General features: G+C 62.8%; 17 protein-coding genes and 1 other RNA gene. 14 read left to right on the top strand and 4 right to left on the bottom strand.

Annotation, left to right across the window (positions count from 1 at the left end):
• Both B2V21_RS13145 and xdhA read right to left on the bottom strand, forming a co-directional pair.
• A partial coding sequence (locus tag B2V21_RS13145) for a molybdopterin cofactor-binding domain-containing protein (protein WP_286917073.1) occupies nt 1-1,475 on the bottom strand: 1,475 nt, incomplete at its 3' end.
• Nucleotides 1,468-2,922, bottom strand: a complete 1,455-nt coding sequence (gene xdhA / locus B2V21_RS13140; protein ID WP_286917072.1) for a xanthine dehydrogenase small subunit — start codon at nt 2,920-2,922, stop codon at nt 1,468-1,470. The genes xdhA and B2V21_RS13145, both read right to left, overlap by 8 nt.
• A gap of 255 nt (nt 2,923-3,177) precedes the next feature.
• Here xdhA and B2V21_RS13135 point away from each other — a divergent pair, with 255 nt between their 5' ends.
• The 5 genes from B2V21_RS13135 to B2V21_RS13115 all read left to right on the top strand — a co-directional run bounded on the left by B2V21_RS13135 (nt 3,178) and on the right by B2V21_RS13115 (nt 12,564).
• Nucleotides 3,178-3,837, top strand: coding sequence for a GntR family transcriptional regulator (locus B2V21_RS13135; protein ID WP_090358607.1), 660 nt, complete (start codon nt 3,178-3,180; stop codon nt 3,835-3,837).
• A gap of 2 nt (nt 3,838-3,839) precedes the next feature.
• The gene (smc, locus tag B2V21_RS13130) at nt 3,840-7,328 is read left to right on the top strand and encodes a chromosome segregation protein SMC (RefSeq protein WP_286917071.1); all 3,489 of its coding nucleotides are present in this window, start codon (nt 3,840-3,842) and stop codon (nt 7,326-7,328) included.
• 193 nt (nt 7,329-7,521) lie between these two features.
• Nucleotides 7,522-8,445, top strand: coding sequence for a cell division protein ZipA (gene zipA, locus B2V21_RS13125; protein WP_286917070.1), 924 nt, complete (start codon nt 7,522-7,524; stop codon nt 8,443-8,445).
• A 141-nt stretch (nt 8,446-8,586) separates the two neighbouring features.
• On the top strand, nt 8,587-10,929 hold the full coding sequence (ligA, locus tag B2V21_RS13120) for an NAD-dependent DNA ligase LigA (protein WP_286917069.1): 2,343 nt from the start codon (nt 8,587-8,589) through the stop codon (nt 10,927-10,929).
• Between the two features lie 468 nt (nt 10,930-11,397).
• Nucleotides 11,398-12,564 (top strand): zinc-binding metallopeptidase family protein, encoded by a 1,167-nt coding sequence (locus tag B2V21_RS13115; RefSeq protein ID WP_286917068.1) that lies wholly within the window; start codon nt 11,398-11,400, stop codon nt 12,562-12,564.
• A 300-nt stretch (nt 12,565-12,864) separates the two neighbouring features.
• Here the strand turns inward: B2V21_RS13115 and B2V21_RS13110 are convergent, their stop codons facing one another.
• A complete protein-coding gene (locus B2V21_RS13110) occupies nt 12,865-13,347 on the bottom strand; it encodes a GNAT family N-acetyltransferase (RefSeq protein WP_286917067.1) in 483 nt (160 codons plus the stop codon).
• A gap of 226 nt (nt 13,348-13,573) precedes the next feature.
• Between B2V21_RS13110 and ffs the strand changes: the two genes are divergently transcribed.
• The 6 genes from ffs (at nt 13,574) to B2V21_RS13080 (ending at nt 19,638) form a co-directional block, all read left to right on the top strand.
• An RNA gene (ffs, locus tag B2V21_RS13105) (signal recognition particle sRNA small type) lies at nt 13,574-13,670 on the top strand.
• A 216-nt stretch (nt 13,671-13,886) separates the two neighbouring features.
• Nucleotides 13,887-16,079, top strand: a complete 2,193-nt coding sequence (gene dnaX / locus B2V21_RS13100) for a DNA polymerase III subunit gamma/tau (RefSeq protein ID WP_286917066.1) — start codon at nt 13,887-13,889, stop codon at nt 16,077-16,079.
• A gap of 74 nt (nt 16,080-16,153) precedes the next feature.
• Nucleotides 16,154-16,480 carry a YbaB/EbfC family nucleoid-associated protein gene (locus B2V21_RS13095; RefSeq protein ID WP_043189078.1) on the top strand — a complete coding sequence of 109 codons (327 nt, stop codon included), beginning with the start codon at nt 16,154-16,156 and terminating at the stop codon, nt 16,478-16,480.
• A 346-nt stretch (nt 16,481-16,826) separates the two neighbouring features.
• Nucleotides 16,827-17,861 carry an NADP-dependent oxidoreductase gene (locus B2V21_RS13090; RefSeq protein WP_286917065.1) on the top strand — a complete coding sequence of 345 codons (1,035 nt, stop codon included), beginning with the start codon at nt 16,827-16,829 and terminating at the stop codon, nt 17,859-17,861.
• A gap of 65 nt (nt 17,862-17,926) precedes the next feature.
• Nucleotides 17,927-18,529 carry a recombination mediator RecR gene (gene recR, locus B2V21_RS13085; protein ID WP_286917064.1) on the top strand — a complete coding sequence of 201 codons (603 nt, stop codon included), beginning with the start codon at nt 17,927-17,929 and terminating at the stop codon, nt 18,527-18,529.
• A gap of 230 nt (nt 18,530-18,759) precedes the next feature.
• The gene (locus B2V21_RS13080) at nt 18,760-19,638 is read left to right on the top strand and encodes a PhzF family phenazine biosynthesis protein (protein ID WP_286917063.1); all 879 of its coding nucleotides are present in this window, start codon (nt 18,760-18,762) and stop codon (nt 19,636-19,638) included.
• Nucleotides 19,639-19,656: 18 nt separating this feature from the next.
• Here the strand turns inward: B2V21_RS13080 and B2V21_RS13075 are convergent, their stop codons facing one another.
• Nucleotides 19,657-19,986 carry a YceK/YidQ family lipoprotein gene (locus B2V21_RS13075; protein WP_286917062.1) on the bottom strand — a complete coding sequence of 110 codons (330 nt, stop codon included), beginning with the start codon at nt 19,984-19,986 and terminating at the stop codon, nt 19,657-19,659.
• 372 nt (nt 19,987-20,358) lie between these two features.
• On the opposite strand from B2V21_RS13075, the gene rfbB reads away from it, so the two are divergent.
• The 3 genes from rfbB (at nt 20,359) to B2V21_RS13060 (ending at nt 24,025) form a co-directional block, all read left to right on the top strand.
• Entirely contained in the window at nt 20,359-21,429 is a 1,071-nt protein-coding gene (gene rfbB / locus B2V21_RS13070) for a dTDP-glucose 4,6-dehydratase (RefSeq protein WP_286917061.1), read from the top strand.
• Nucleotides 21,426-22,322 (top strand): dTDP-4-dehydrorhamnose reductase, encoded by an 897-nt coding sequence (rfbD, locus tag B2V21_RS13065; RefSeq protein ID WP_286917060.1) that lies wholly within the window; start codon nt 21,426-21,428, stop codon nt 22,320-22,322. The genes rfbB and rfbD overlap by 4 nt, the downstream gene beginning before the upstream one ends.
• Before the next feature lie 257 nt (nt 22,323-22,579).
• On the top strand, nt 22,580-24,025 hold the full coding sequence (locus B2V21_RS13060) for a mannose-1-phosphate guanylyltransferase/mannose-6-phosphate isomerase (protein WP_286917059.1): 1,446 nt from the start codon (nt 22,580-22,582) through the stop codon (nt 24,023-24,025).
• Nucleotides 24,026-24,110: the final 85 nt, after the last annotated feature.

Raw genomic sequence — 24,110 nt, 5'->3', positions numbered from 1 at the left:
ATCTCGGTGCCGCCGTGGTTCAGGTGAATGCTGCCGTCGGTGTAGATATGGATCAGCGCCCCGGCCTGGTTGAGAAAACTGGCCGTGAACGAGATGCCGAACTTGACCGGCGTCAGCGCCAGGCCCTTCTTCAACACCGGGCTGTCGGCGTTGAAAGCGCGGATCGCCTCGCGGCGCTGTTCGTAGTCGCAGCTGGCTTCCAGCTCGGCGGTGATCTCTTCGAGCAGGTTGTGCTCCACCGTCTGGTAGTAATGGGTGACATTGCGCTCGGTCTTGCCGTAGTAGTTGGCCTTGCGCACCGCCAGCGGGTCGAGGGCCAGGTGGCGCGCAATGCGGTCCATCACTTCCTCGATGGCCACCATGCCCTGGGGGCCGCCAAAGCCGCGGTAGGCCGTGTTGGACGCGGTGTGGGTCTTGCAGCGGTGGCCGTTGATGGTGGCATCGCCCAGGTAATAGGCGTTGTCGGCATGGAACATCGCCCGGTCGACGATCGACGCCGACAGATCAGGTGAATAGCCGCAGTTGCCGGCCAGGTCCAGATCGATCCCGTGCAGCCTTCCGTTGTCGTCGAAGCCGACGTCGTACTCGATGTAGAAGGGGTGGCGCTTGCCAGTCATCAGCATGTCTTCGACGCGCGGCAGGCGCATCTTGGTCGGCTGCCCGGTCAGGTGCGCGACCACGGCGCACAGGCAGGCCGGGCTGGCGGCCTGGGTTTCCTTGCCGCCGAAACCGCCGCCCATGCGCCGCATGTCCACCACCACCTGGCTCATGGGCACGTTCAGCACCTCGGCCACCAGTTTCTGCACCTCGGTCGGGTTCTGCGTCGAGCAGTAGACGATCATCCCGCCGTCCTCGGTGGGCATCACCGAGCTGATCTGGGTTTCCAGGTAGAAATGTTCCTGACCGCCGATGTGCAGGCTGCCCTGCAGGCGATGCGGTGCACTGGCCAGTGCCGCAGCCGAATCACCGCGCTGGTGGGTGTGGCTGTCGAGCACGAAATGCTGCTGGCGCAGCGCCTGGACCACGTCCAGCACCGGCGGCAGGTCCTCGTACTCGATCACGGCGGCCATCGCTGCGCGGCGGGCGCTGTCCAGATCGCGGGCGGCCACGGCCAGCACCGGCTGGCCGACGAACTCGACCTTGTCGATCGCCAGCAGCGGGTCGCCCGGCAGCAGTGGACCGATGTCCTTGAGGCCCGGAATGTCCTCGTGGGTGATCGCCAGGCGCACACCGGGGATGTTGTAGCAGGCCGACGTGTCGATGCGCAGGATGCGCGCATGGGCCCGGTCGGAAAGCCGGGCGTACACGTGCAGCTGGTTGGGAAATTCCAGCCGGTCGTCGATGTACACCGCCTCACCGGTGACGTGCTTGTCGGCGCTGTCGTGCTTGATGCCCCGGCCGACGCCGGTGGTCAGGCCCTGGGCGAACAGTTCAGCCATACGTGCCTGGCTGTCGGGCGCTTGATGTTCAGACATGGGCGATCACCCGCGTTTGGAGGTGGGGCGACTGCAATTCGATGAAGCACTTGCGCAGCAGGTTCTGCGCGGTCAGCAAGCGGTACTGCTTGCTCGCGCGAAAATCCGACAGCGGTGTGAAGTCATCGGCCAGGGCGGCGCAAGCGGTTTCAACGTTCGCCTGTGTCCAAGGCCTGCCGAGCAATGCGGCCTCGCAAGCGGCGGCGCGCTTGGGAATGGCCGCCATCCCGCCGTAGGCGATGCGCACATCATGAACGTAGCCGTCTTCGATCAGCAGGTTGAACGCGGCGCAGACCGCTGAAATGTCATCGTCCAGCCGTTTCGAAACCTTGTAGGCGCGAAACACGCGGCGAGCGTCGGCGCGGGGCACGATGACCTTTTCGATGAACTCGCCGTCTTCGCGGGCGGTGACCCGGTAGTCGATGAAGTAGTCCTGCAAGGGCAGGGTGCGGCTACGTTCGCCCTTGCGCAATACCAGTTGCGCACCCAGGGCCAGCAGCAGGGGCGGGCTGTCGCCGATCGGCGAGGCGTTGCCGATGTTGCCGCCCAGGGTGGCCTGGTTGCGAATTTGCAACGAGGCGAAACGGTGCAACAGATGGCCGAAATCCGCGTACTCGTTCGCCAAGGCCTGATAGCAATCGGTCAGCGGCGTGGCTGCGCCGATCTCCAGGCGGTCGTCGAAAGTCTCGATGCGCTTCATCTCGGCCACATGGCCCACGTAGATCATCACCGGCAGGACCCGATGCGCCTGGGTCACCTCCAGTGCCAGGTCGGTGCCGCCGGCCAGCAGCCGCGCCTCGGGCTGCTCGCTGTACAGCTCGGCCAGATCGGCCACGGTCAAGGGCACCAGGCAGCGGTTGTTGCCACCGTGGAGCTCGTCGGTCTGCGCCGGCGCGATGGTTTTCAGCCGGGCGACGGTCTGCGCCTGCTGGCGGTCGAACTGATCGGGCAGGGCAGGTCCGCCGCAGGCCTGGGCTGCGGCGTCGAGAATCGGGCGGTAACCGGTGCAGCGGCAGAGGTTGCCGGACAACGCCTCGCAGGCTTGCTCGCGGTTGGCCTGCGGCTGGTTCTTCTGCAGGGCGAACAGCGACATGACGAAGCCTGGGGTGCAAAACCCGCACTGCGAGCCGTGGCAGTCGACCATGGCCTGCTGCACGCTGTGCAGGCGACCCTGATGCTTGAGGTCCTCGACGCTGAGCAATTGCTTGCCGTGCAGGCTGGAAACGAACGTCAGGCAGGCGTTGCTGCTGCGATAACGAATGTGTGATTGGCCCTGGTCTTCGACCAGCTCGCCGATCACCACGGTGCAGGCACCGCAATCGCCGCTGGCACAGCCCTCTTTGGTGCCCGGACGCGCCAAATCGGTGCGCAGGTACTCGAGCACGGTCAGATTCGGGTCCAGGGCATGCTCGGTGTGCAGCGTTTGATTCAAAAGGAACTGGATCACGGATGGCCTCACGACACCTGATTCTTGGGTCTGCCTCAAGCAGAATCTATGCGGCGGCCGGGGAGCGGTCAACGATTAGTTGACCTGCGGGTCAGGAAGTTGAGCGAGCCCGTTTCCTGCGCCCCGGCAGTCATGCCCTTTGCCAAGCCACATCCGTGCCAACCTGCCGCCTTTGCCCGGCAATTGGGGTACACTGCGCGCCATGCTGCGATCACAGACAGCCGATCACCGATTACCGATTGTCGAAGGAAAACCATGACGTTCAAGGCGCCGGACAGCCTCGCCGAGCAAATTGCCCATCATCTGGCCGAGCGCATCATCAGCGGTGAGCTCAAGCCGGCCGAGCGCATCCAGGAACTCAAGGTCACCCAGGCGCTGAACGTCAGCCGTGGCTCGGTGCGCGAGGCCCTGCTGATTCTGGAACGGCGTCATCTGGTCGACATCCTGCCGCGGCGCGGTGCCCAGGTCAGCGAACTCAGCGAGCACAAGGTGCGCAGCCTGTGCGCCCTGATGGGCGAGATGTACATCATGCTCGGCGAGGCCGTGGCCCAGCGCTGGCAGAGCGAAGCCGACCTGGCGCCGTTTCTGGTCATCCAGCGGCGGCTGCACACCAGCTTCGAGCGCCAGGACATCAATGCCTTCGTCGAGGACAGCTTCAACGTCATGCGCGCCGCCTATCCCTTCGCCAACAACCCGTACCTGCAAGAAACCGTCGAGAACCTGCAACCAGCCATGAACCGCACCTACTACCTGGCGCTGGAACAACGCAAGGCGTCGATGAGCGAATACCTGGCCTTGTTCGGGCGCTTGCTCGAAGCGGTGTCTGCGCGCGACCTGCCGCTCATCCGCAAGGTGCTGGGCGAATACTGCCAACGCAGCTGCGAACTGGTGCTCAGCGCCTTGGCGGCCCGCTGAGCATGCGCCTCAAGTGCATTCGTCTGGCCGGGTTCAAGTCGTTCGTCGACCCCACCACGGTCAATTTCCCCAGCAACATGGCCGCCGTGGTCGGGCCCAATGGCTGCGGCAAGTCCAACATCATCGATGCGGTGCGCTGGGTCATGGGCGAAAGCTCGGCGAAGAACCTGCGCGGCGAGTCGATGACCGACGTCATCTTCAACGGCTCCACCAGCCGCAAGCCGGTCAGCCAGGCCAGCATCGAACTGGTGTTCGACAACAGTGACAGCACCCTGGTCGGCGAGTACGCCGCCTATGCGGAAATCTCGATCCGCCGCAAGGTCACCCGCGAGAGCCAGAACACCTATTACCTGAACGGCACCAAGTGCCGTCGGCGCGACATCACCGACATCTTCCTCGGCACCGGCCTGGGCCCGCGCAGCTACTCGATCATCGAGCAGGGCATGATCTCCAAGCTCATCGAGGCCAAGCCCGAAGACCTGCGCAATTTCATCGAAGAGGCCGCGGGCATCTCCAAGTACAAGGAGCGCCGTCGTGAAACCGAGAGCCGCATCCGTCGTACCCACGAGAACCTGGCGCGCCTGACCGACTTGCGCGAGGAGCTGGAACGCCAGCTCGAACGCCTGCACCGCCAGGCCCAGGCCGCGGAAAAATACCAGCAGTACAAGGCCGAGGAGCGCCAGCTCAAGGCGCAGCTGTCGGCCTTACGCTGGCAGACTTTGAACGAGCAGGTCGGCCAGCGCGAAGCGGTCATCGCCGATCAGGAAGTGGCCTTCGAGGCCCTGGTCGCCGAGCAGCGCAACGCCGATGCCAGCATCGAGCGCCTGCGCGATGGTCATCACGAGCTGTCCGAGCGGTTCAATACGGTGCAAGGACGCTTCTATTCGGTAGGCGGCGACATCGCCCGGGTCGAGCAGAACATCCAGCACGGCCAGCAGCGCCTGAGGCAATTGCAGGACGACTTCAAGGAAGCCGAACGCGCGCGCCTGGAAACCGAATCGCACCTGGGCCACGACCGCACACTGCTGGCGACCTTGGGCGAGGAGCTGGAAATGCTTGAGCCTGAACAGGCCATCAGTACTGAAGCCGCCGAGGAGGCCGCCGCAGCCCTGGAAGAAGCGGAGACCCGCATGCACGGCTGGCAGGAACAGTGGGATCGGTTCAACACACGCTCCGCCGAGCCGCGGCGCCAGGCCGAAGTCCAGCAGGCGCGCATTGCCCAGCTGGAACAGTCGATGCAGCGCCTGGCCGAGCGGCAGCGGCGCCACAGCGAAGAGCGCGAACTGCTGGCGGCCGATCCTGAGGATGCCGCCATCCTCGAGCTGGACGAACAACTGGCCAGCAGCGAAATGCTCATCGAAGAGTGGACCGCGCAGGAGCAGCAGCAAGCCGAGCAGTTGCAAACCACCCGTCAGCAACTGCAAGAGGCCACCCAGGCCCAACAGCAGGCTCAGGGCGAGTTGCAGCGACTCAACGGCCGCCTGGCCTCCCTGGAAGCGCTGCAGCAGGCCGCACTGGACCCGGGCACGGGAACCGCGCAGTGGCTGGACCACCAGGGCCTCGCCCAGCATCCCCGTCTGGCCGAAGGCCTGCGGGTCGATGCGGGTTGGGAACTGGCCGTGGAAACCGTTCTGGGCGCCGACTTGCAAGCGGTGCTGGTCGATGATCTGGCGGGGCTGGACCTGGCCGGCTTCGATCAGGGCGAGCTGCGTTTGGTCAGCCCTGCCAAGGGGGCTCCAGCCTCGGCAGACAGCCTGCTGCACAAGGTCCACAGCGATGTCGACCTCAGCCCTTGGCTGGCCGGAGTGCGCGGCGTCGCTGACCTCGACACTGCACTGGCCTTGCGCAGCCAGTTGGCCGAAGGCGAGAGCTTGGTCAGCCAGGACGGCTACTGGCTGGGACGGCATTTCCTGCGGGTCAGCCGTGGCAACGACGCCAGTCGCGGCGTCCTGGCCCGCGGGCAAGAGTTGCAAGCCCTTCAGGCGGACATGCAGACCCGCGAGGCAACCCTGGCGCACTGGCAGGAACAATTGCTCACCTGCCGCGAGAATCAGCAAGCCCAGGAACAACTGCGCGAACAGCTGCGCCGCCGCATCCAGGATGAAAACCGCCAGCAGGGCGAGCTCAAGGCCAAGCTGTCGGCCAGCCGGGCCAAGGCCGAGCAACTGTCGCTGCGCCGCCGCCGGCTCGACGAAGAATTGAGTGAGTTGTCCGAGCAGCGCGCGTTGGAGCACGAGCAGGTCGGCGAATCGCGCTTGCAGTTGCAGGACGCGCTTGACGCCATGGCCAGCGACACCGAACACCGTGAGCAACTGATGGCGCAGCGCGACGAGCTGCGCGAGGGCCTGGAGCGCATTCGCCAGGACGCGCGTCAGCACAAGGATCGGGCTCACCAGTTGGCGGTCCGCCTGGGCTCGCTGCGCGCCCAGCACGATTCCACGCGCCAGGCACTGGAGCGCCTGCAACTGCAGGCCGAACGCCTGACTGAAAAGCGTGAACAACTGACTTTGGGCCTGGAGGAGGGCGAAGCGCCCCTCGAAGAGCTGCGCCTGAGCCTGGAAGGTTTGCTCGAACAACGCATGGCCGTGGACGATGAAATGCGCCACGCGCGACTGGCCCTGGACGACGCCGATCGTGACCTGCGCGAGGTTGAGAAACGCCGTACCCAGGCCGAGCAGCAGAGCCAGCTGTTGCGCGGCCAGCTGGAACAGCACCGCCTGGAATGGCAAGGGCTGAGCGTGCGCCGCAAGACCCTGCAGGAACAACTGCACGCCGACGGCTACGACCTGCACGGTGTGCTCGCCACTCTCGACGTGCTGACCAGCGAACAGGAAGCCGAGGAAGAACTGCAGCGCATCGATGGCCGCATCCAGCGCCTGGGCGCAATCAATCTGGCCGCCATCGACGAGTACCAGCAGCAATCCGAGCGCAAACGCTACCTCGACGCCCAGGATGCCGACCTGGCCGAAGCGCTGGACACGTTGGAAAACGTCATCCGCAAAATCGACAAGGAAACCCGCAGCCGTTTCAAGGACACTTTCGACCAGATCAACGCCGGTTTGCAGGCTCTTTTTCCAAAAGTTTTCGGTGGCGGCAGTGCTTATCTGGAACTGACGGGCGAAGATTTACTCGATACAGGGGTAACGATCATGGCGCGTCCGCCCGGCAAGAAGAACAGCACCATTCATTTGCTCTCCGGTGGAGAGAAAGCCCTGACCGCACTGGCCCTGGTTTTCGCCATCTTCAAATTGAATCCGGCGCCGTTCTGCATGCTCGACGAAGTCGATGCACCGTTGGATGACGCCAACGTAGGTCGTTACGCGCGGTTGGTGAAAGAGATGTCGCAGACGGTGCAATTCATCTATATCACCCACAACAAGATCGCCATGGAAATGGCCGATCAATTGATGGGGGTGACCATGCATGAACCGGGCTGTTCGCGTCTGGTGGCGGTGGATGTTGAGGAGGCTCTGGCCATGGTCGAGGCCTGAAAAACCCTCAAACCGACGTTAAAATCGAGCCATGTGCGACAGACGGTGTAAAGTTGTTTCTGGTCGTGCTAGTTTTACCGCATCGTATTTACGCGTGGAGAAAACGCCTGTCAGAACATAGAGTTGGCGCCACGTCTTAAAGAGGGTTCAAGCCCTTTATTTTTCAGCATTTTTATTAGAGGCACGGGATTACATGGAAATCGGTCTGCGCGAGTGGCTGATCGTCATCGGCATCATTGTCATTGCCGGTATTCTTTTCGATGGCTGGCGCCGGATGCGCGGTGGCAAGGGCAAACTCAAGTTTCGTCTGGATCGCAACCTTTCCAACCTGCCCGACGAAGACACCGGCGCCGAAGTGCTGGGTCCGCCCCGGGTGCTGGACGATCACAAGGAGCCGCAACTGGACGAGCACGACCTGCCGTCCATGAGCGCCCAACGCGACGGCGGCAGCAAGCGCGCCAAGCGCGAGCCCGTGGCTGATCATGCCGACTTGAACCTGGCCGTGGAGCCGGACGAAATCAAGGAGCCTCGCGAGCCGCGTCCACCCAAACCCCCACGCGAGCCCAAGCCGGTTAAGCCGCAGCCGCCGATGAAAGCCGCGCGTGACAGCAACGAAGACTTTGCCAGCGATGCCAAAGGCTTCTCCAGCACCGGTGCTCCGGCTGTGGAGAAGGATCTGCCGCCTGTCGAGGAAGTCCTGGTCATCAGCGTGATTTCCCGCAGCGAAAGCGGCTTCCGTGGCCCGGCGCTGCTGCAGAACATTCTGGAGAGCGGTCTGCGTTTCGGCGAGATGGACATCTTCCATCGTCACGAAAGCATGGCCGGTAATGGCGAGATCCTGTTTTCCATGGCCAACGCGGTCAAGCCGGGTATTTTCGATCTGGACGACATCGACCACTTCAGCACCCGTGCGGTGAGCTTCTTCCTCGGCCTGCCCGGCCCGCGTCATCCCAAGCAGGCCTTCGACGTCATGGTGGCCGCTGCCCGCAAGCTCGCCCACGAACTGGACGGCGAGCTCAAGGATGACCAGCGCAGCGTATTGACCGCGCAGACCATCGAGCATTATCGCCAGCGCATCGTCGAATTCGAACGCCGCGCCTTGACCCACAAGCGCTAGGCCATAAACCGCAGCGCTCCCACAGACATCGCGTTCCCATCTGTGGGAGCGGGCTCTGCCCGCGAAAGCCCCACCGCCAACCCCCCAGATTCAACCCAAGAGCAGCCAAGGCTGCTCTTTTGCTTCAAGCGAGAACCGATCATGAACGACGCCAACCGTATCCTCGAACTACGTGCCGAACTCGACCAGCACAACTACCGCTACCACGTGCTTGACGAACCCAGCATCCCCGATGCCGAATACGACCGTCTGTTCCGCGAACTCAAGGCCCTTGAAGCCGATCACCCTAACCTGATCACCCCCGACTCGCCCACCCAGCGCGTCGGCAATGCGGCCCTGACCGCGTTCACCCAGGTTCGCCACGAAATCCCCATGCTCAGCCTCGGCAACGCCTTCGAAGAAGTCGACCTGCGCGAGTTCGACCGCCGCGTCACCGAAGGCCTCGACCTGCCCACCGGTGACCTCTTCGGCAGCGGCGCTGCGATTCACTACAGCTGCGAACCCAAGCTCGACGGCCTGGCCGTGTCGCTGCTTTACCAGGACGGCGCCTTGGTCCGCGGCGCGACCCGCGGCGATGGCACCACCGGCGAAGACATCAGCGTCAACGTTCGCACCATCCGCAACGTTCCGCTCAAGCTGCACGGCAGCGGCTGGCCGCCGGTGCTGGAAGTGCGCGGCGAGGTGTTCATGTCCAAGGCCGGGTTCGAGCGGCTCAACGCCAGCCAGATGGAAGTCGGCGGCAAGACCTTCGCCAACCCGCGCAACGCCGCAGCCGGCAGCCTGCGCCAGCTGGATTCGAAAATCACTGCCAGCCGCCCCCTGGAGTTCTGCTGCTACGGTATCGGCCAGGTCACCCAGGACATCGCCACCACCCATACCGGCAATCTCGAACAGCTCAAGCAGTGGGGCATGCCGATCAGTCGCGAACTCAAGGTCGCCGAGAACATCGAGCAGTGCCTGGAGTACTACCACGACATCGGCGCACGGCGGACCCAGCTGCCTTATGAAATCGACGGTGTGGTGTTCAAGGTCAACAGCCTGGCGGCGCAACGCGAACTGGGTTTCCGGGCCCGCGAGCCGCGCTGGGCCATTGCCCACAAGTTTCCAGCGATGGAAGAACTTACCGAACTGCTCGACGTGGAATTCCAGGTCGGCCGCACCGGCGCGGTTACGCCCGTAGCACGGCTCAAGCCGGTCAAGGTCGCCGGCGTGACGGTGGCCAATGCCACCCTGCACAACATGGACGAGGTGGCTCGCCTGGGCCTGATGATCGGCGACACCGTGATCATCCGCCGCGCGGGGGACGTGATTCCCCAAGTCATGCAGGTGGTAACCGAGCGTCGTCCGGAAAACGCACGTCCAGTGCACGTCCCGGAAACCTGCCCGGTGTGCGGTTCCCACGTCGAGCGCACCCAGCTGATCAAGCGCAGCAAGGGCAAGCAGACCGTCAGCGAAGGCGCGGTCTATCGCTGTGTCGGGCGTCTGGCCTGCGGTGCGCAACTCAAGCAGGCGATCATCCATTTCGTCTCGCGGCGAGCCATGGACATCGACGGCCTGGGTGAGAAAAGCGTCGAGCAACTGGTCGACGAAGGCCTGGTGAACTCGCCAGCCGACCTCTACACCCTGCAGTTCGACGACGTGGTCAAGCTTGAAGGGTTTGCCGAGGTGTCCAGCAACAACCTGCTCACGGCCATCGAAAACAGCAAACGGCCGACCCTGGCGCGATTCATCTATGCCCTGGGCATCCCGGATGTGGGTGAGGAGACCGCTAAAGTACTGGCGCGCTCCCTGGGTTCGCTTCAACGCGTCAGCGAAGCGCTGCCCCAGGTGTTGACCTACCTGCCGGACATCGGCCTGGAAGTCGCCTTTGAAATCCACAGCTTTTTCGAAGACCCGCACAACTGCAGCGTGATCCAGCAACTGCTCGAGCGCGGCCTGCAGTTGCAGGAGGAGGGCGAGGTGCATCCCGAGTACGCCGCCAGTACCACGCTGGCCGGGATGATCGCCAAACTGGACATCAACTCGGTGGGGCCAACCGGCGCCGAGAAACTGGTGGCCAAGCTGGGCAGCCTGGACAAGATCATCGCTGCCGACGGCATCGACTTGCGCCAGGCGCTCAATGCTCGGCAGGCGGAGGCGGTGCGCGAGTACTTCAAGGAACCGCACAACGCCGAGACGGCGAGGGCGGTGGAAGCTCAGTTGCAGGCTTTCGGCATGCACTGGGCCAGTGAAAGGAAAATCGTCGAAGGCCTGCCGCTGGCAGGGCAGACCTGGGTGCTGACCGGCTCGCTCGAACAGATGAGCCGCGACGAAGCCAAGCAGAAACTCGAAGCCCTCGGCGCCAAGGTTTCAGGCTCGGTCTCGGCCAAAACCCACACCGTCGTCGCCGGCCCCGGCGCCGGCTCCAAGTTGGCCAAGGCCAACGAACTGGGCATCGAGGTCCTCGACGAAGAGCAATTCCTGACGTTCCTGACCAAGATGTAACATCATGACAAGATAGCGCGCTGCCACCCCAGCGCGCCTGACCTTGCCCCAAAGTATGTAACATCATGACACATCCCCGTCGAAGTCGGCCCACCTACGATGTAAGCCAAGTAATCAACGCAAAACCCGCCGCTTCTTCAATCCCCCACAAATGAACAACACGCCCCCTGTAGCGGCGGCGCGAGCCGCGTCGGCAGCGCACACGGTGCATCAGGATAAACGTGGTGCAACCGGACGCGGCTCGCGCCACGTCAACAACCCCCCACGGCCCCTGTAGCAGCGGTGCAAGCCGCGTCGGCGGCGCGCACGGTGCATCAGGATAAACGTGGTGCAACCGGACGCGGCTCGCGCCGCTGCTACAGGGGCGTATTTCAACCTCTCATCCGCATTTCGCGCTTCACCCACATCGCAGATGAAACCTTTCTCACAGCCGCAAGCTCTAGTCATGGCAGGCCACTGGAGATCGCCATGTATCGTTTTTTCGAACAACTCAGCACCCGAATAACCGCCCCATTCACCAAGCCGGACAACCGCCATAGCAAGGTCTGGGAATGCACCTGCGGGCAGTCGATCTTCTTCCGCAACAGCCAGTGCCTGGCCTGCCACGGACTGCTCGGTTTCTGGCCGGAAAAGAACGTGTTGTCCACGCTCGATGCCGGTCCCGAAGCCGGGACCTGGCGCCTGCACGCCGCACCAGACGCCGGACTCTTCCGCCGCTGCGCCAACCTCGACACGCCGGCAGCTTGCAACTGGGTAGTCCCGGCAGAGAAGGGCGCCGCCGCCCTGTGCACCGCGTGCAGCCTGAACCGCACCATCCCCGACCTCAGTGTCCCGGAAAACCCCGAACACTGGCGCAAGGTCGAAACCGCCAAGCGCCGTCTGATCGCTCAACTGATCAACCTGGGCCTGCCGGTGATCGCCAAGACCGAGGACGAAGACACCGGCCTGGCGTTCGACTTCATCGGCACCGACATGAACGGCAACGCACCCACCACCGGTCACGCCAATGGCCTGGTGACACTGGATATCAAGGAAGCGGACGACGCCCATCGGGAAAAGGTCCGCGTGCAGATGCGCGAACCGTACCGCACGCTGCTCGGACATTTCCGACACGAAGTAGGGCACTACTACTGGGATCGTCTGATCGCCGACACCCATTGGATTGCCGACTACCGCCGTCTGTTCGGCGATGAAAGCCAAAGCTACGCCGATGCACTGCAGCGTCACTATGACCAGGGTGCCCCGGCCGACTGGCAGCAGAACTTCGTCAGCGCCTACGCCACCATGCATCCATGGGAAGACTGGGCCGAAACCTGGGCGCATTACCTGCACATGATGGACGCCGTCGACACGGCCTTGGGCTTTGGTATGAGCGCCAAGGAAATGGACCTCGACTACACACCGTTCCCTCTGACGACCCTGTACGACCCGGACCACACCAGCGGCCCGGCATTCCTGGCGTTCGTCAACGCCTGGATCGAACTGGCCGGCATGCTCAACGAACTGTCACGCGCCATGGGTCAGCCCGATTTCTACCCTTTCGTGCTGCCACCGGCCGTGATCGCCAAGCTGCACTTCATCCACGTCGTCGTCCAGGAAGCCGGCGGCCGCGCGGATGACGTCCTGCAGGTCTGAACCCGCCAACCCCGCCCCCCAAGCGTGAGCCCCTCCCTGTGGGAGGAGCCCACTCTATATGCAGGCCTGACTCTGTGGAAGTGGACCCCACTCTATGTGCAGGCCTGCCCCTGTGAGAGTGGACCCCACTCCATGTCCAAGCCTAACCCTGTGGGAGCGGGCTCTGCCCGCGAAGACGCCCTCCCAAGCACCACATCTTCCAAACTGTGCATCGCCCATCCAGACGCCTTCGCGGGCAGAGCCCGCTCCCACAATCACCGGTTCCTGCGTGGATCCATGCCAGGTGCAACAAGGGTCCCACTAAAGCTCCATCACAAACCTGCGCTCGAAACCAATCCGGCCACGATAAGCCTCACCGCGGTCCACCCACCCCAACGCCTTATACAAACCAATACCCGCCACATTATCGGCATCCACCGACAACTCCAGCTGCTTGACCCCAGGCCACGCGGCCCTCGCCGCCTCCGGCAAACCCTCCAGACATGCACGACCCAGCCCACGACCCTGCATCCGCCAATCCACCTGCAGCGCATGCAACGTCACCGCTTGCGGATCAGCCCACTCCGGTACATACCGCCCATGTTTCAGCAACAGAAACGCTTTGGGCACTTCATCCACCAGCAAAGCGAAGCCACGGATTTCACCGTCCATGCAGCCCAGCAGGGTATACAGCGCCATGTCCACATCGCCCGAATACTGCTTCTGCTCAGGAAGGATCTCGATGTCCATCAATTGGTACAGTTGATCAGGAGACAAGTCGGGGTAGGGCGTCAGAACATTCATCGCAGGCAACCGGGCAAGAGACATGTGGCGAAGTTACCAATTCACATGCCGTCTGTCGCTTCACTTGCGCGCAAACAAACGCTCCCGAACACAATCACCAACAAGCGCACCACGCCAAGTCCCTGACGGCCCTCGAAATTTTATCTTGCGTCACGGGTTGTAACTTCCGTCAGGACCGGTACAATGGCCCCCGCTCGCTACCCAGCGAGTGTCGTTATGGTGACCCTGCCGGTCCCCCCGCAACGATTACCCGTGAACCTGGTCAGATCCGGAAGGAAGCAGCCACAACGGGAACATTGTGTGCCGGGGTGTGGCTGGTAGGGTTGCCACCTATTTCCGAATTCGTCGTCGCACGGGTTCATCGCAATGCCCCTCTCGAACTACCATCCTTGTCCTCGTCTCCTGCGATCAATCGTCTTCGCCAGCTTTCGCCCGCGTTTTTACAGGCCAACGCAGCAATAGAGCAGGGCGCGGATGCAATTTTGGCCCTGCTCCATTAGCATTGGCGGTCTTCCGCTTTCATGTCGCGACGGTTTTCGATGAGTTATCAGGTTCTTGCACGTAAATGGCGTCCGCGCTCGTTCCGCGAAATGGTCGGCCAGACCCATGTGCTCAAGGCATTGATCAATGCGCTGGACAACCAGCGGCTGCATCACGCCTACCTGTTCACCGGCACCCGGGGGGTGGGCAAGACCACCATCGCGCGGATCATCGCCAAATGCGTCAACTGCGAGACGGGCATCACGTCCACGCCCTGTGGTGAGTGCTCGGTCTGCCGCGAGATCGACGAGGGCCGTTTCGTTGATCTGATCGAGATCGACGCCGCCAGCCGCACCAAGGTCGAAGACACCCGCGAGCTGCTCGACAACGTGCAGTACGCCCCCAGCCGCGGGCGCTTCAAGGTCTACCTGATCGACGAAGTGCACATGCTGTCCAGCCATTCCTTCAACGCGCTGCTGAAGACGCTTGAAGAGCCGCCGCCCTACGTCAAGTTCATACTCGCTACCACCGATCCGCAGAAGCTGCCGGCGACCATCCTCTCGCGCTGCCTGCAGTTCTCGCTGAAGAACATGACGCCAGAGCGCGTGGTCGAGCACTTGAGCCATGTGCTGGGTGTGGAGAACGTGCCGTTCGAAGACGATGCGCTGTGGTTGCTGGGCCGCGCCGCCGATGGCTCGATGCGGGACGCCATGAGTTTGACCGACCAAGCCATCGCGTTCGGCGAAGGCAAGGTGCTGGCAGCCGATGTGCGAGCCATGCTCGGCACACTGGACCATGGCCAGGTGTATGGCGTGTTGCAGGCATTGCTCGATGGCGATGCTCGTGCACTGCTTGAAGCTGTGCGCCATCTGGCAGAGCAGGGGCCCGATTGGAATGGCGTGCTGGCCGAGATGCTCAACGTGCTGCACCGCGTGGCCATCGCCCAGGCGCTGCCCGAAGCGGTCGACAACGGCCAGGGTGATCGCGATCGCGTGCTGGCCTTGGCCCAGGCGCTGCCGGCCGAAGATGTGCAGTTCTATTACCAGATGGGCCTGATCGGTCGCCGCGATCTGCCCTTGGCCCCGGAGCTGCGAGGCGGCTTCGAGATGGTGCTGCTGCGCATGCTCGCGTTCCGCCCGGCAGGCACCAGCGATGGGCCCGATCAACCCCTAAAGACAGTGGGGATCAGCCAGGCCACAGTTGATTCCACCCAACCCGTGGCAGTCTCGTCTCCTGTGGAGCCACAATCTCCAAGCGTGGCCCCCATGGACCCGGAACCTGTGGGAGCGGGCTCTGCCCGCGAAGAATCCCCCGCGATCCACCAGAACGACCGCATCGCACCAACGACACCCCCTGTGGGAGCGGGCTCTGCCCGCGAAGAACCCCCCGCGGTCCACCAGAACGACCGCATCGCACCGGCGACACCCCCTGTGGGAGCGGGCTCTGCCCGCGAAGAATCCACCACGGTCCATCAGGCAACCGCAGAACCCATCGACCTCCCCTGGAACGACCCTGTAACGCCCGTCGCCGCACCGGCGCCAGAGCCGATCCTCGACGTCGTTGGCGAACAACCTGCACTCACGCCCATGCCGGCCCCCACGCCCGCCAGTGCCGTACCCGATGCCCCTGAAACCCAGGCTACACCGCCCGCCGACGACACCGACCCAGTCGACTACACCCCCGCCGGCATGGAACGCGACGACGAGCCACCGCTCGACGAAGACTACTACGCCCCCGAAACCGATGGCGCCGCCTACAGCTACCTCGACGAACTGGCCAGCGAAACCGTTCACGAAACCCCGGTCCAAGCCGAACCCGAAGTGCTGCCCGCCGCGCAGCCTGCCACCGGTCTGGCCCTGCAATGGCTCGAACTGTTCCCGAAACTGCCGATCTCGGGCATGACCGGCAGCATCGCCGCCAACTGCACGTTGATCGCCGTAGAAGGTGACGACTGGCTGCTGCACCTGGATCCGGCCCACAGCGCCCTGTTCAACAGCACCCAGCAGCGCCGCTTGAACGATGCACTGAACCAGTATCACGAGCGCACGATCAGCCTGACCATCGAGCTGATCCGCCCGGAACAGGAAACGCCAGCCCAGGCCGCGGCGCGCTGGCGTGCCAATCGCCAGGCCGATGCCGAGCAGTCGATTCAGCAAGACCCGTACATTCAACAAATGCTGCAACAGTTCGGCGCCATCATTCGCAACGATACAATTGAACCAGTCGAAGCGGTGGCCAGCCCAACGCGTTAAGCAACCTACCCGAACCCGCGCAGGATGCTTCTGGCACTGCGCGGTCATACCCATCGACCTTTGAGGTGAACCCCATGATGAAAGGTGGCATGGCCGGCCTGATGAAGCAGGCCCAGCAGATGCAGGAAAAAATGGCTCAGATGCAAGAAGAGCTGGCCAAGGCCGAAGTGACCGGCCAATCGGGCGCAGGCCTGGTGAGCGTGGTGATGACCGGCCGCCACGACGTCAAGCGCGTCAGCCTGGACGACAGCCTGATGCAGGAAGACAAGGACGTGCTGGAAGACCTCATCGCTGCCGCCGTCAACGACGCCGTGCGCAAGATCGAGGCGAACAGCCAGGACAAGATGTCCGGCATGACCTCCGGCATGCAGCTGCCGCCAGGCTTCAAGATGCCGTTCTAAAACAAAATGCCAGGCGCCAAGCCTGGCATTTTTGTATCCGGGTCAATGTGGGGCTCGCGGCTCGCGCCGCTGCTACACAGGCAGCGCGATCCCTGTGGGAGCGGGCTCTGCCCGCGAAGGCCGCGCCGAGGTTTAGCAGACATACCGCGGCGTTCGCTTCGCGGGCAGAGCCCGCTCCCACAATTCATCTGCTCCCACAGTTCATCTGCTTCCACAACTCACCTGCCTCACACAATCTACTCACCTACAACCACCACAACTTGCCCTCCAACCATCACCCGTTTGAACATCCCGCCACCCCCCGCTGTCCTTTTCCTATAGCCACTTGCTCAAGGAATACCCCGCAATGTCCCAAGACCTGACCCTCAACCAGCGCTTCGTCCTCGCTTCCCGCCCGACCGGTGCACCCACGCCGGAGAATTTCCGCCTGGAGCGCGAAGCCTTGCCGGATCTCGAAGATGGCCAAGTCCTGCTGCGCACCCTGTATCTGTCTCTGGACCCCTACATGCGTGGCCGGATGAGTGACGCGCCGTCCTACGCTGCCCCGGTTGAGATCGACGAAGTCATGACCGGCGGCACCGTCAGTCGTGTGGAAGCGTCCAAACACCCCAAATTCCGTGAAGGCGATCTGGTTGTCGGTATGACTGGCTGGCAAACCCACTGCATTTCCGATGGCAGCAACCTCACGCCGCTGCCTGCCGGCATCCCCACCCCGCCCATGGCGCTCGGCGTGTTGGGCATGCCCGGCATGACCGCCTACATGGGCCTGACCCATATCGGTCAGCCCAAGGAAGGCGAAACACTCGTGGTCGCCGCGGCTTCCGGCGCTGTCGGCTCGGTAGTAGGGCAGGTCGGCAAGATCAAAGGCCTCAAGGTCGTTGGTATCGCTGGCGGCCCAGAAAAATGCCGCTACGTCGTTGAGGAGCTGGGCTTCGACGCCTGCGTCGACCACAAGAGCGACACCTTCGCCGATGACCTGGCCAAGGCCTGCGACAAAGGCATCGACATCTACTTCGAAAACGTCGGCGGCAAAGTTTTCGACGCCGTCATGCCCCTGCTCAACGCCCGCGCGCGCATCCCAGTGTGCGGCCTGATCGCCGGTTACAACGCCACCGACCTGCCCGAAGGCCCGGATCGCTTCGCGCTGCTGCCGCGCATGCTGCTGACCAAGCGCATCCGCATGCAAGGCTTCATCGTGTTCGACGACTTCGGCGATCGTCATGCCGAATTCTTCTCGGCCATGGTGCCGTGGGTCCGTGACGGCAAGATCAAATTCCGCGAAGACGTGGTCGACGGCCTGGAGCGCGCCCCGGAGGCCTTCATTGGCCTGCTGCAGGGGCATAACTTTGGCAAGCTGGTGGTCAAGGTCTCCGACGTCTGATCATTTGACGTGGTTCAGAGGCGCGGGTATAAACCGCGTCTCGTCGTCACCTCAGGCCGCCCTCCATGAGCTTCAGCCCACTGATCCGCCAACTGATCGATAGCCTGCGCACCTTGCCCGGCGTCGGTCAGAAATCCGCCCAGCGCATGGCTTTGCAGCTGCTCGAGCGCGACCGCAGCGGCGGCAGTCGCCTGGCCCAAGCGCTGAGCCAGGCCATGGAAGGCGTCGGCCATTGCCGCCAGTGCCGTACCCTCACCGAAGAAGAACTCTGCCCGCAATGCGCCGACCCCCGGCGCGACGACACGCTGCTGTGCGTGGTTGAAGGGCCGATGGACGTCTATGCTGTAGAGCAAACGGGTTACCGCGGCCGTTACTTCGTGCTCAAGGGGCATCTGTCGCCTCTGGATGGGCTCGGGCCGGAAGCGATCGGCATTCCGCAACTGATGGCACGCATAGACGAGCAGGGCACCTTCGCCGAAGTCATCCTTGCCACCAATCCAACCGTCGAAGGCGAAGCCACCGCTCACTACATCGCTCAGCTGTTGGCGAAAAAAGGTCTGCTCGCGTCACGCATTGCCCACGGTGTTCCATTGGGTGGCGAATTGGAGTTGGTAGACGGCGGCACCCTGGCCCATTCTTTCTCTGGCCGCAGACCAATCACCTTGTAACCGGTTACCATAGCTTCCGTAGCAACGGCACAAGCCGTGTCGGCGGTACACGCGGTGAATCGGAACGCGTCATCACCGGGCTCCCACGATCCCTGTAGCAGCGGCGCNNGCCGCGTCGGCGGTACATGCGGCGGGTCTGGACAAACGCGGTGCCGCCGGACGCGGCTCGCGCCGCTGCTACAAAAAATCGCCGTATCACTGCCTCCACACACCCATCTGCAGGGCCGACCATGCACCGCTTAGCGTTCAAGCACGTCGACGTCTTCACCACCCAGCGATTCAAGGGCAACCCTCTGGCGGTCGTCCTGCAGGCCGAAAGCCTGACGCGCGAGCAGATGCAGCAGATTGCCCACTGGAACAACCTCTCCGAAACCACCTTCGTACTTCCCGCCACGCATCCCGACGCCGACTACCGGCTGCGCATCTTCACGCCCAACTCCGAGCTGCCGTTCGCCGGCCATGCCACCATCGGCAGCGCCCACGCCCTGATCGAAGCCGGACTCATCGAGCCTCGCAACGGCAAGCTGGCGCAGGAATGCATTGCAGGCCTGATCGATGTCGACATCGCACGCGGCCCCGACGGCTCGCAACTGATCACCTTCGAACTGCCACCGGCAACGATCCAGCCGGTCAACGACAGCGACCATCGCGAATTGCAGGCCGTGCTCGGCGTAAGCGTAGTGCGCGACCGCCGGCCGTGCTTCGTGACCGTGGGTCCTCGATGGCTGGTGGTGCAACTGCGCGATGCGCAAACCGTGCTGGCCGTGATACCCGACCTGGCGCGCATGGCCATCAACGATCACCGCACCAGCACCACCGGTGTGGTGATCTTCGGTCCGCACCCTGAGGGGAGCAACGAGCACATCGAAGTTCGCACGTTCGCGCCCACCTGCGGCATCACCGAAGACGCCGCCTGTGGCAGCGGCAGCGGGGCGGTCGCTGCCTTCATCCGTGCCACCGGCCAGACCTCTTCGCTGGGCTCGCAACTGCGGGTCGCCCAAGGCGCCGCGCTGGGTCGCGCCGGCAAGCTGCAACTGTCGATCACCGACCAGTCGATCAAGGTCACCGGTGCCTGCGTCACCTGCCTCGACGGCTTCCTCAATCCCTAACCCTCGCCAGAATCACAGTCAGCCGCCTACCACCTCAATGCTGCCATCGTTGTGCTGCCGGTACAGCGTATAAGGCAGCATCAGCGTATCGGTGAAGGCGGAGATGGCCATGTCCACCGCCACGAAACCCATCTGCGGCCCGGTAGTGATTCGACCAGGCCTTGGTTCCTTGCCATTGAGCAGGCAGAAGTTATAGACCACACCGCTGTAAACCCGAGGCACGGCGCCGCAAAACGATTCCGCCTCCTTGAGGTTGTCACTGGTCACCACGTCGTCGCGAAATACCGTATTGATGGTGCCGCAACCCGCCAGCAAAGCCGCCAAAGCCATACCTGCCAACACTTTCATATCCGTCACTCCTTGTGCGAGGCCGGCACTATAACCGTTTCCATCAGCTCGCCTATCCAGGCGCGGGACGTACCTTTCGTCAGATGAACGGAACTGAGATTCACGAAAGCGCGGAGGACGTTGTCCATAGCCTCGCGAAATTCGACTGCGAAGCTGTAGTGCTCATTCCAAGCTATGCTAGTTACCTCCAGTAACATCTTTTTCGCCAGTCTGTACAAGCTGCGTTACAGACCTGGCTCGCGGCCCGCACGTCCCGTGCGGACACGCCTTGGGTGGTTTGGTATCATCTGGCTTCGCGCGGGTTCGCCTACGACAGACGCGTCCTGAATCGATGCAGCGCGTCCTTTCCTCCACTTGATGGTGTTGTTTAACGTGAAAATCCTTGTAACCGGTGGTGCAGGCTTCATTGGCTCGGCAGTCATTCGCCATACCCTGGCGAATACCGACGACGCGGTGGTCAATGTCGATAAACTGACCTACGCCGGCAATCTGGATTCCCTCATGGGCAGCGAGCGCACACCGCGCTACGCCTTCGAGCACGTCGACATCTGCGACCGTGCCCAAATGGATCGGGTGTTCGCCGAGCATCGGCCCGACCGGGTCATGCACCTGGCCGCCGAATCCCATGTCGATCGCTCGATCACCGGGCCTGCGGCGTTCGTTGAAACCAACGTCATCGGTACCTACACACTGCTCGAGGCCGCGCGCCAGTACTGGTCGCAGCTCGATGCCGAACAGCAGGCGGCCTTTCGCTTCCACCACATCTCAACCGATGAAGTGTATGGCGACCTCGAAGGCCCCGAAGACCTATTCACCGAAACCACACCGTACCAGCCGAGCTCGCCATATTCGGCGAGCAAGGCCAGCTCCGATCACCTGGTCCGCGCTTGGCAGCGCACCTACGGGTTGCCGACGCTGGTCACCAACTGTTCTAACAACTATGGGCCGTGCCATTTCCCGGAAAAACTCATTCCGCTGATCATCCTCAATGCCCTGGAAGGCAAGGCGCTGCCCATTTATGGCAAAGGTAATCAAATTCGCGACTGGCTGTATGTCGAAGACCACGCACGGGCTCTGTATCAGGTAGTGACCAAAGGTGATGTAGGGGAGACCTACAACATCGGCGGTCACAACGAAAAACAGAACATCGAAGTCGTGCACACGGTCTGCGCCCTGCTCGACGAGCTCTGCCCGCAGTCTCCCCACCGTCCGCATGCGCAATTGATCACCCATGTACAAGACCGTCCCGGCCATGACGTTCGCTACGCCATCGACGCCAGCAAGATCCAGCGCGAGCTGGGCTGGACGCCGGTAGAAACGTTCGAGTCCGGTATCCGCAAGACCGTGCAGTGGTATCTGGATAATCCCGAATGGGTGAGCCGCGTGAAGAGCGGCGCCTACCAGCAATGGATCGATACGAATTATCAAGGGCGTGAACTGTGAAAATATTGCTCCTGGGTAAGAACGGTCAGGTGGGTTGGGAGCTGCAGCGTGCGTTGGCGCCGCTGGGCAAGGTTGTGGCGCTGGGCAGGAACATCGATGAAGCCGGCCTCTGCGGAGACCTGGCGGCACTCGACGGGCTGGCTGAAACGGTCCGACGCATCGCGCCGAACGTGATCGTCAACGCCGCCGCTTATACCGCCGTGGACAAGGCCGAAAGTGAGAAACAAGCCGCTGACTTGATCAACCATCAAGCCAGCGCCGTGCTCGCCCGTGAAGCGCTGGGCCTGGACGCCTGGCTGGTGCATTACTCTACCGACTACGTGTTCGATGGCAGCGGCGACTTGCCATGGCGCGAAAGCGACACCACGGCGCCGGTCAACTATTACGGTGCCAGCAAGCTGGCCGGCGAGGAGGCCATTCGCCAATCCGGCTGCAAGCACCTGATCTTCCGCACCAGTTGGGTCTATGCCCCGCGGGGCAACAATTTCGCCAAGACCATGCTGCGCCTGGCCAAGGATCGCAAGAGCCTCAGCGTCATCAGTGACCAGATCGGCGCACCCACCGGCGCCGAGCTGCTGGCCGATGTCGTGGCGCATGCGATTCCCAAGGCGCTCGCCCAACCCGACCTGGTAGGCACCTATCACCTGGCGGCCAGTGGCGAAACGTCCTGGCATGCGTTCGCCAAGCTGGTCATCGAAAACGCCCGCAGCCAGGGCACCAAGCTGGCTGTGGAAACGGTCGACGCCATTCCTACCAGCGCCTACCCAACGCCCGCCCGACGTCCACTCAACTCGCGGCTCGATACCAGCAAACTGACTCAGCGTTTCGGCTTGGAGCTGCCTCATTGGGAGCTTGGAGTAAAGCGCATGCTGGCAGAAATCAGCACCAAGTGATGGTCGCTGAACTACCGTGCCAGGTCAGCTGTCCAAGCGCGAACGATTTGCGCTTGGCCCCGGATTTCCTGATATTCTAGCCGCCACTTCCTTGACTCATCAGCAGCGAGCGGTTTTAGGGGTTTGACGTATATGTTGTCTGCGGCGCAGGGAGCCGCCAGATCTTCGATGCGCAGGGGTGTTCCACCCCATGTAAAGATGGTCTATAGATCGATTTCACAGTGCCGCTACACCGGCAAACAAAGGATCCAATACGCATGAACCTGATCCCCGTTATTCTTTCCGGCGGCGTTGGCAGCCGGTTGTGGCCCGTGTCCCGCGAGGCCCATCCCAAGCCATTCATGGCACTGCCCGACGGCCAGAACCTGATTCAAAAAACCTTCCTGCGCGCCGCCAAGCTCGAAGGCGTGTCCGAAGTGCTGACCGTCACCAACCGCGAACTGCTGTTCAAGACCGAAGACGAATACCGCACCGTCAACAAGACTGGCCACGCCCAGGGCTTCATCCTCGAGCCTTTCGGCCGCAACACCGCAGCCGCCGTCGCCATGGCCGCACTGCAGCTCAATGATTCCCACGGCCCCGATGCCCACATGCTGGTCCTGGCCGCCGACCACCTGATCCAGAACGAAGACGCCTTTTCCGCCGCTGTCGCCAAGGCTGTGAAACTGTCCGCCGACGGCTGGCTGGTCACCTTCGGCATTCAGCCGCAGTACCCTGAAACCGGCTTCGGCTATATCGAAGCTGGCGTCGGTACAGGCCTGGGCGGCACCTTGAAAGTCGCCCGTTTCGTCGAGAAACCAGACCTGGAAACTGCCAAGGGCTATGTCGCCGCCGGCAACTACTTCTGGAACTCGGGCATGTTCTGCTTCAAGGTCGGCACCGTCCTCGAAGAACTGAAGAAACATGCGCCGGACGTGCTGGCCGCCGCCGTGGCCGTCAAGGAAGCCTCGCGTCTGAGCGAAGCGCCGAACTATCGCTGCCTGGCGCTGGACGCCGATGCGTTTGCCCAGGTGCCGGACATCTCGGTCGACTACGCCCTGATGGAGCGCTCGGACAAAGTAGCCACCGTGCCGTGCGACATCGGCTGGAGCGACATCGGCTCGTGGAACGCGGTCAGCGAACTGACTGACGCCGACGCACAGGGCAATCGTTTCGAAGGCGAAGTGCTGTCGCACAATGCCCGCAACAACTTCGTCCACAGCGAAGACCGCCTGACCGCGCTGGTCGGCGTCGACGACCTGCTGGTCATCGATACCCCGGACGCGCTGATGATCAGCCACAAGGATCACTGCCAGGACGTCAAGCACATCGTCGGCCAGCTCAAGGCCAATGGTCACCACCTGCACAAGCTGCACCGCACCGTGCACCGTCCGTGGGGTACCTACACCACCCTGGAAGAGGGCGAGCGCTTCAAGATCAAGCGCATCGTGGTCAAGCCACAGGCGTCGCTGTCGCTGCAGATGCACCACCACCGCAGCGAACACTGGATCGTGGTCAGCGGCATGGCCGTCGTCGTCAACGATGACCGTGAGCTGATGCTCAACACCAACGAGTCGACTTTCATTCGTGCCGGCCACCAGCATCGCCTGAAAAACCCGGGCGTGATCGATCTGGTCCTGATCGAAGTGCAGAGCGGCGACTACCTCGGTGAGGACGACATCGTCCGTTTCGAAGACGTCTACGGCCGCGTTGACAAGGCCTGACCGACATCTCCCGCCTCGGCCTCTGCCCGTGTTCGAAAAACATGCGCAGGGGCCGAATCGTGCTGGTCGTTCGTCAGCGACCGTC

It is taken from the genome of Pseudomonas sp. UBA6276, assembly GCF_002438365.1.
GTDB classification, from domain to species: Bacteria; Pseudomonadota; Gammaproteobacteria; order Pseudomonadales; family Pseudomonadaceae; genus Aquipseudomonas; species Aquipseudomonas coleopterorum.
This window is presented reverse-complemented; position numbering and strand designations above follow the sequence as displayed.

What these genes read in the sequence shown, in the direction of transcription:
- B2V21_RS13060 (WP_286917059.1), top strand. Translation starts at nt 22,580, where the DNA reads ATGAACCTGATCCCCGTTATTCTTTCCGGCGGCGTTGGCAGCCGGTTG.
- B2V21_RS13115 (WP_286917068.1), top strand. Translation starts at nt 11,398, where the DNA reads ATGTATCGTTTTTTCGAACAACTCAGCACCCGAATAACCGCCCCATTC.
- zipA (WP_286917070.1), top strand. Translation starts at nt 7,522, where the DNA reads ATGGAAATCGGTCTGCGCGAGTGGCTGATCGTCATCGGCATCATTGTC.
- ligA (WP_286917069.1), top strand. Translation starts at nt 8,587, where the DNA reads ATGAACGACGCCAACCGTATCCTCGAACTACGTGCCGAACTCGACCAG.
- B2V21_RS13095 (WP_043189078.1), top strand. Translation starts at nt 16,154, where the DNA reads ATGATGAAAGGTGGCATGGCCGGCCTGATGAAGCAGGCCCAGCAGATG.
- B2V21_RS13110 (WP_286917067.1), bottom strand. Translation starts at nt 13,347, where the DNA reads ATGAATGTTCTGACGCCCTACCCCGACTTGTCTCCTGATCAACTGTAC.
- recR (WP_286917064.1), top strand. Translation starts at nt 17,927, where the DNA reads ATGAGCTTCAGCCCACTGATCCGCCAACTGATCGATAGCCTGCGCACC.
- B2V21_RS13080 (WP_286917063.1), top strand. Translation starts at nt 18,760, where the DNA reads ATGCACCGCTTAGCGTTCAAGCACGTCGACGTCTTCACCACCCAGCGA.
- dnaX (WP_286917066.1), top strand. Translation starts at nt 13,887, where the DNA reads ATGAGTTATCAGGTTCTTGCACGTAAATGGCGTCCGCGCTCGTTCCGC.
- smc (WP_286917071.1), top strand. Translation starts at nt 3,840, where the DNA reads ATGCGCCTCAAGTGCATTCGTCTGGCCGGGTTCAAGTCGTTCGTCGAC.
- B2V21_RS13075 (WP_286917062.1), bottom strand. Translation starts at nt 19,986, where the DNA reads ATGAAAGTGTTGGCAGGTATGGCTTTGGCGGCTTTGCTGGCGGGTTGC.
- B2V21_RS13090 (WP_286917065.1), top strand. Translation starts at nt 16,827, where the DNA reads ATGTCCCAAGACCTGACCCTCAACCAGCGCTTCGTCCTCGCTTCCCGC.
- B2V21_RS13135 (WP_090358607.1), top strand. Translation starts at nt 3,178, where the DNA reads ATGACGTTCAAGGCGCCGGACAGCCTCGCCGAGCAAATTGCCCATCAT.